This is a genomic window from Streptomyces sp. BE20, from assembly GCF_036322525.1.
GTDB lineage: Bacteria > Actinomycetota > Actinomycetes > Streptomycetales > Streptomycetaceae > Kitasatospora.
The window spans coordinates 1-5,371 of the sequence record NZ_JAQYWW010000495.1 but is presented as its reverse complement, the minus strand read 5'-3'; the positions used below and the strand labels follow the sequence as shown (position 1 = coordinate 5,371).

Annotated in this window: 6 protein-coding genes; 5 read left to right on the top strand and 1 reads right to left on the bottom strand. The window is 68.4% G+C overall.

Features of this window, described 5'->3' with window-relative positions:
• Nucleotides 1-136: 136 nt before the first annotated feature.
• A complete protein-coding gene (locus PUR61_RS06815; RefSeq protein WP_329876691.1) occupies nt 137-475 on the bottom strand; it encodes a cyclic-phosphate processing receiver domain-containing protein in 339 nt (112 codons plus the stop codon).
• Nucleotides 476-1,486: 1,011 nt separating this feature from the next.
• Between PUR61_RS06815 and PUR61_RS06810 the strand changes: the two genes are divergently transcribed.
• The 5 genes from PUR61_RS06810 to PUR61_RS06790 form a co-directional block, all read left to right on the top strand.
• Entirely contained in the window at nt 1,487-1,990 is a 504-nt protein-coding gene (locus PUR61_RS06810) for a GNAT family N-acetyltransferase (RefSeq protein WP_329876689.1), read from the top strand.
• A gap of 347 nt (nt 1,991-2,337) precedes the next feature.
• Nucleotides 2,338-2,784 (top strand): peptidoglycan-binding domain-containing protein, encoded by a 447-nt coding sequence (locus PUR61_RS06805; RefSeq protein WP_329876687.1) that lies wholly within the window; start codon nt 2,338-2,340, stop codon nt 2,782-2,784.
• 168 nt (nt 2,785-2,952) lie between these two features.
• Nucleotides 2,953-3,237, top strand: a complete 285-nt coding sequence (locus PUR61_RS06800; protein WP_329876685.1) for a hypothetical protein — start codon at nt 2,953-2,955, stop codon at nt 3,235-3,237.
• Nucleotides 3,238-3,869: 632 nt separating this feature from the next.
• Complete coding sequence (locus PUR61_RS06795) at nt 3,870-4,658, top strand: LppX_LprAFG lipoprotein (RefSeq protein ID WP_329876683.1); 789 nt, start codon at nt 3,870-3,872, stop codon at nt 4,656-4,658.
• A gap of 491 nt (nt 4,659-5,149) precedes the next feature.
• On the top strand, nt 5,150-5,371 hold a 222-nt coding region (locus tag PUR61_RS06790), incomplete at its 3' end, for a transposase (RefSeq protein ID WP_329876681.1).

Below are 5,371 nucleotides of genomic sequence, written 5' to 3'. Positions count from 1 at the left end.
GACGCCGACGCCCGCCACCCTGCGGACGCGTCGGCGCCGCCGGCACCACCCGCTGGAACAACTCCCACAACTCATCCGGCACCAGACGCTCCACGATCAGCACGCGAGCAGCCTACAAGCCCAAATGAGATGACTTCTAAGCCGTTGCCCGCCGGACTTGATAGTTCCAGCGTGTGAGTGACCGGACGATGGTTTCGGCACCGATGGGGTTGGCGCTGTGAACGAAGACCGTTCCGATCTGGAAGGGCCGTCCGTTGAAGGCGGCTTCTTCCATGAGGGTCACCACGGGCATGATGGTGTCGTCGCCGCCGAGATCGTGGTCGAGCCAGAGTTCGTCAATGAAGCTGTCGCGGTGCTCTTGCAGGAGCTGGATGCCTTCTCGGCTGGTGCGGGCAATCTGCGTAACTCTGGGGAGTGGACGGAGGTCGTCTATGCCAAGGATGACGGGCGTCGGTGCGGCTAGGTTTTCTTTCACCTGATCATCATCACAGTGAAGCCCACGAGAAACCGCGGGGGGCTGCCTGTTGGGTGGTCATCCGGACTACTGGGATGCTTCTGCTGTGACCACCACGACAAGCCAGCTGCAGACCGGCGCCGGATGGGACGGCCCCTATTATTGCGCCCGCGCCGAAGGATTTGAGGCACTGCCCTCCCCGCGCCCGCGGGGGTCAGCCGCTCCTCGCCGAACATGTCCAGACTGAGCAGATGTCCTCACCTCGCTGGCGGAGATGAGCGGAACTACTCGCTGGTCGTCCGGGAGCTGGAGCAATCTTTCCTACGGGTCGGGGCTCAGCCGGCCTTGGGATTCGGTGCCGGATAGGGGGACGGTTCCTCCTGCGCTCTCAGGGTCGGGACGGCCGCCGTACTCGCGACCGGGAACAGCTGGTGGTTCGGTGGTTGTGTTCTGCCGGACGGTCAGAAGCTCCAGCTGTAGAGGCGAGCGCCTGTGCTCACCGCAGACGCCGCGAGCTGGGCGACTCCTTGTAGGGCCGTCGGTAGATCGTCGTCGGTCATGTCGTCGCTGTCGTCGGGCCTGTGCCCGGTGGTCCAGCGGTCGGCGAGTGCCTCCAGCTCTGTGGAACCAGCCCAAATGAGATGTCTTCTTACTCATGTTGCTCTTGCCACTCAACCTGAACTGCTTCCTATGGGACCATCCGTCCCAGTATCAGGCTGTCCATTTCAGCGGGGAAACTTCACGTCGCATGTTTCCCCCACGCGGCTTCTGGTTCGGTACCCCGTTCGGAGGACCACCGACCATCAAAAAGCGCCGGAGCGAAGCGGTCAACGCGTAGACGCGCCAGATGACCTGTCGGGACAGACGGTTTCGGTCATCCGGGAACCGTACCCGCCACTCGGCCATCTCCCGTCCCGATAAAGACAATCGGCCCCGGCGAGAATTTGGGTGGTGGCCACGGGTGGTCTCCTCACCAATCGAGCACCGCCGGAACCGAGAGCGGACGGCCGCGCGCTGCTTCGGTCGGCCGCCATGAGCTGGCTTCCCGATGACTTCGTCCACCCCGTCCTGGTACCGCTGCCGGGCGGTGGCCGTCACCTGCGACCGATCCGGGAGGCGGACACCCCGCTCGACTATCCGGCTGTGATGCGTTCGCGCGAGCGGCTGTGGACCACCCTCGGCCCGGCCCGGGGCTGGCCCGCAGCCACCATGACCTACGAGGCCGACCAGGCCGACCTGTTGCGGCACGAGAAGGAGATCGCCGCACACCAGTCCTTCAACTACGCGCTGTTCGACGCGACCGAGACAGCTCTCCTCGGCTGTGTCTACATCGACCCACCGGAGAGGGCCGGCGCGGACGGCGAGATCTCCTGGTGGGTGGTGGACGAGCTGGTGGGCAGCAAGGTCGAACAGGCCCTCGACGCGCTGGTGCCGCAGTGGATCGCCGAAGACCGGCCGTTCGAACAGCCGCGCTTCCTCGGCCGCGAGATCTCCTGGTCGGACCGGCTCGCCCTGCCGGAGCACCCCGGCATGTAAGTGGTTGACGCCCGTACCGACCTCGAAGGCGGTCGATCGAACGGGAGTCTCGATCGGGTGACTGCGGCGGTTTCCGCGCGCGAGAGCAGGGCCTCCAGACAGCTCGAGGGTGCGATCCCGTTCCGGGTGGTTCACGGAGGCCCTGTTGTCGTTGTGGTTGAGACAGGGCTTATGGGGCTGACGAACCGTCAGCGAGCGTGTTCCGGCCCGCGCCGAGTTGGCGTGATCCGGTGGGGCAGAGCCCGATTGGTGGCTTTTCGGCGCGACCGGCGGAGGCGACACTGGTACGTGGGCGATCGGCCCTTCAGGGTCCCCGGACGCCGCCCACGATCTTGAAGGGGGAGCACATGCGGTCCAGCTCGATGACGAGGTCCCTCGTCAGCCTCGCCACCGCCATCGCCATCGGCGGGTCCGCGGGCGCAGCCTTCGCGACGCCCGCGCCGGCCGCCCCACATGCGGCCGGCGCCCCGGCCGGCGCACGGCTCACAACCGTCGAGAACCTCGGCCTGAACACCTCCGAGGCCGAGTACCTCCAGGACTGGCTGGCGCTCTACTGGGGCTACCCCGGCGAGATCAACGGCCTGCTGGACACCGAGAGCTGGAAAGCCCTCCAGCGCTTCCTCCAAGCGAAGTGGGGCTACCTCGGCGCGATCGACGGCATCGTCGACACCGAGACCGTCCAGGCCCTGCAGCGCCGGCTGAAGGAGCACGAGAGCTACCACGGTCCGATCGACGGCATCGCCGGACCGAGCACCCGGGAGGCCTTCAAACGCTTCGCCGCACCCAAGTCCTGAAACCCCGCGACGGACCGCCGACACCGCCGGGGCCGTCACCACCCGAGAACCCGGCAGCGCACCCAGGCCGCGTGCGTCGCACCGAACTCCGCACGGCTGGGCACAGGTCGGCGCAGCACCCGGGCCCAGCGGAGCCAACCGGTTGAAGGACACGGCAAGACGCATGCGGTGACATGGGACGCCTCCGGCGCGCCCAGGCGCCTCCAGGAGCCCGACGGCTACCCGGAGAGTCGCGTCGAGGACATCAACAACCAGCACGTGGCGACCGGGACGGCTGCCGACCGCGCCGGCGACAGCTGGGCCGTCCGCCGGGACCGCGACGGCAGGCCGACCTTCCTGGAGCGCCCGCCCGGGTCCATCCGCAGCTTCGCGACCGGCATCAACGACTCCGGGGAGGTCATCGGCGACAGTGAACACCGGCCCCGCTACCGCAGCAGGGCCATCTGGCGTTAGAACACCCGGCCGCTTTCATGCCGACCAGCCCGCTTCCAAGGCCAGCCCCCAAGACCGGCTCGGCACGGGACCTCGAAGCCGGATCGCACCGCGCACCAACGCCGAGTCGAGGACACCCGGCCCAGGTCCCGGTGCGCGGGCAGCAACCGGCTGCGGTTGGCGGACAGTTGCAGCGGGATGGGCGCGGCGGCGAGGTCAGGGCGGGTGCTGTCGGTCATCACGGGTGCTGCCTTCCTGGTCGGCGAGGAGAGGAGTCGGGGGGGACCGCCTTGTGGCGGGTCAGCTGCGGTGTGGCCAGGCCGTGGCCATGTCGTCCAGGAGGCCGTCGGTGATCGTCGCGGAACCCTCCCCCGATCCGGCCGGCAGCGGAGCGTGCAACGATCAGGACTTCCGCCTGCTCGGCCCTGCGCCTGCCCCCGTCCCAGCCCTCGACCACCGGTGAAGGACACGGCTCAGCCGGGTGCGACCTCCGGCCTTGACCAAGCCGACGGGAGAACGTGGGCGATCGGCTGAGAGCGGCCCCACCTCCGCAACAGCCGCCCCGCGCTGCACACCAGTCCCCTCCAGGCAATGCGATCAGTTGATATGGCAAGATCAGCGCACCATTTCAATCCCGAGGGGCTCTCGTCACCATGCGCCGCACCATCGCGCTCGCCGCCGCAGCGACGGCACTCTCTCTCACCGCTCTGACCGGCTGCAACGACGACGGCGCCGGCACGGCCGCGCCGACCGCCTCCCCGAGCCCGGTGCCCGCCTCCACCACCGCGGCGCCCACCGGCGCTTCCACGAGCACCACTTCCACGAGTCCTGTGCCGGGCGCCTTCGACCCCGAGCAGGCCCTGGCCGCCAAGCGGGCGCCGTACTCCGCCGTCATGTCCTTGACCAGCGAGGTCGCCGGCACACCGGCGTTCACGTCGAAGGGGCGGGTCAACCCCCACGCGCCCTTCACCGGCCGGATGGAGCTGCGCTCCGTGGACGCGCCCGGCGAGGAGGGCGTTCACACTGAGGTTGTCCTCGCAGAGGACTTCGCCTATAGCCGTGACCTGACGAAGCCGGGCAGCGGCTGGGCCAAGATCCCGCGCTCCGCCGACGAGGACCAGGCGGACTACGCGAAGTACGCCGCGCTGCTGCTGACCACCGGCCCCTCGGCCCGCAAGGGCATGGAGGACGTCGCGGGCACCCCCGCCTACCACCTGTCCGGCCGTCTGGAGGTGGAGCAGATCGCCGCTATCGACCCGAAGACCTACCGCTCGATGAAGGGCAAGATCACCACCTTCGACTGCGACCAGTGGATCGACAGTCAGGGCCGCACGCTCCGCTTCGAACAGCGGACGACCCTCCGGGGTCAGGCTACCGTGAACAAGATCACCTTCACCGAGTTCGGCGACCCCGTGACCGTCACCGCGCCCACCAACGACTGAGCCCGCGACCGGCCACTGAGCCTGAACCCCGCCGGAACGGGCCGGCGCGACCCCGCTCACATCCAGCAACCTGCACCAGGGGCTTGACACAGCCTCTCCCTCCGACCGGCGCCGGTCACCCGCTTCGGGTGGCCGGCACCGCAGACGATGTCGCCGGGCGATCCAGGGCACCGGTCAGACAGACCACCGGGTCCGGCACGAACTGGCCTCCGTGCGCCCGCACCACCTCGCCCTCGACCCTCGCCCGGTAAAGGTTCTGCTCAGACACCAGCAGACGGCTACGTACGCCACCATGCCTCCAGCACGCGTCCGCGCCACCATGCCTCGGCGACCCACGGGCTCAGGAGACGAGCTCTTCTTCAGTCGGCATGACCGGATCATCCACCCCGAACAGGCAGACCGTCCACGAGATTCCTGGCAGGCAATCCATCGTCATGACAGCCCCTCTCTAAGAAGACATCTCATTTGGGTGGGTTGAGTAGACTCCGGGTGTGCTGATCGTTGAGCGGCTGGTGCCGGATGAGCTGTGGGAGTTGTTCCAGTTGGTCGTGCCGGACGCTCCGGTGCGCCCACAGGGTGGTGGCCGTCGGCGCCACGGGGATCGCGAGGTGCTGGCGGCGATCGTGTTCGTCGCGACGTCCGGGTGCACCTGGGCCCAACTGCCGCCGTGCTTCGGCCCCTCCGGCCCGACTGCGCATCGGCGGTTCACCGAG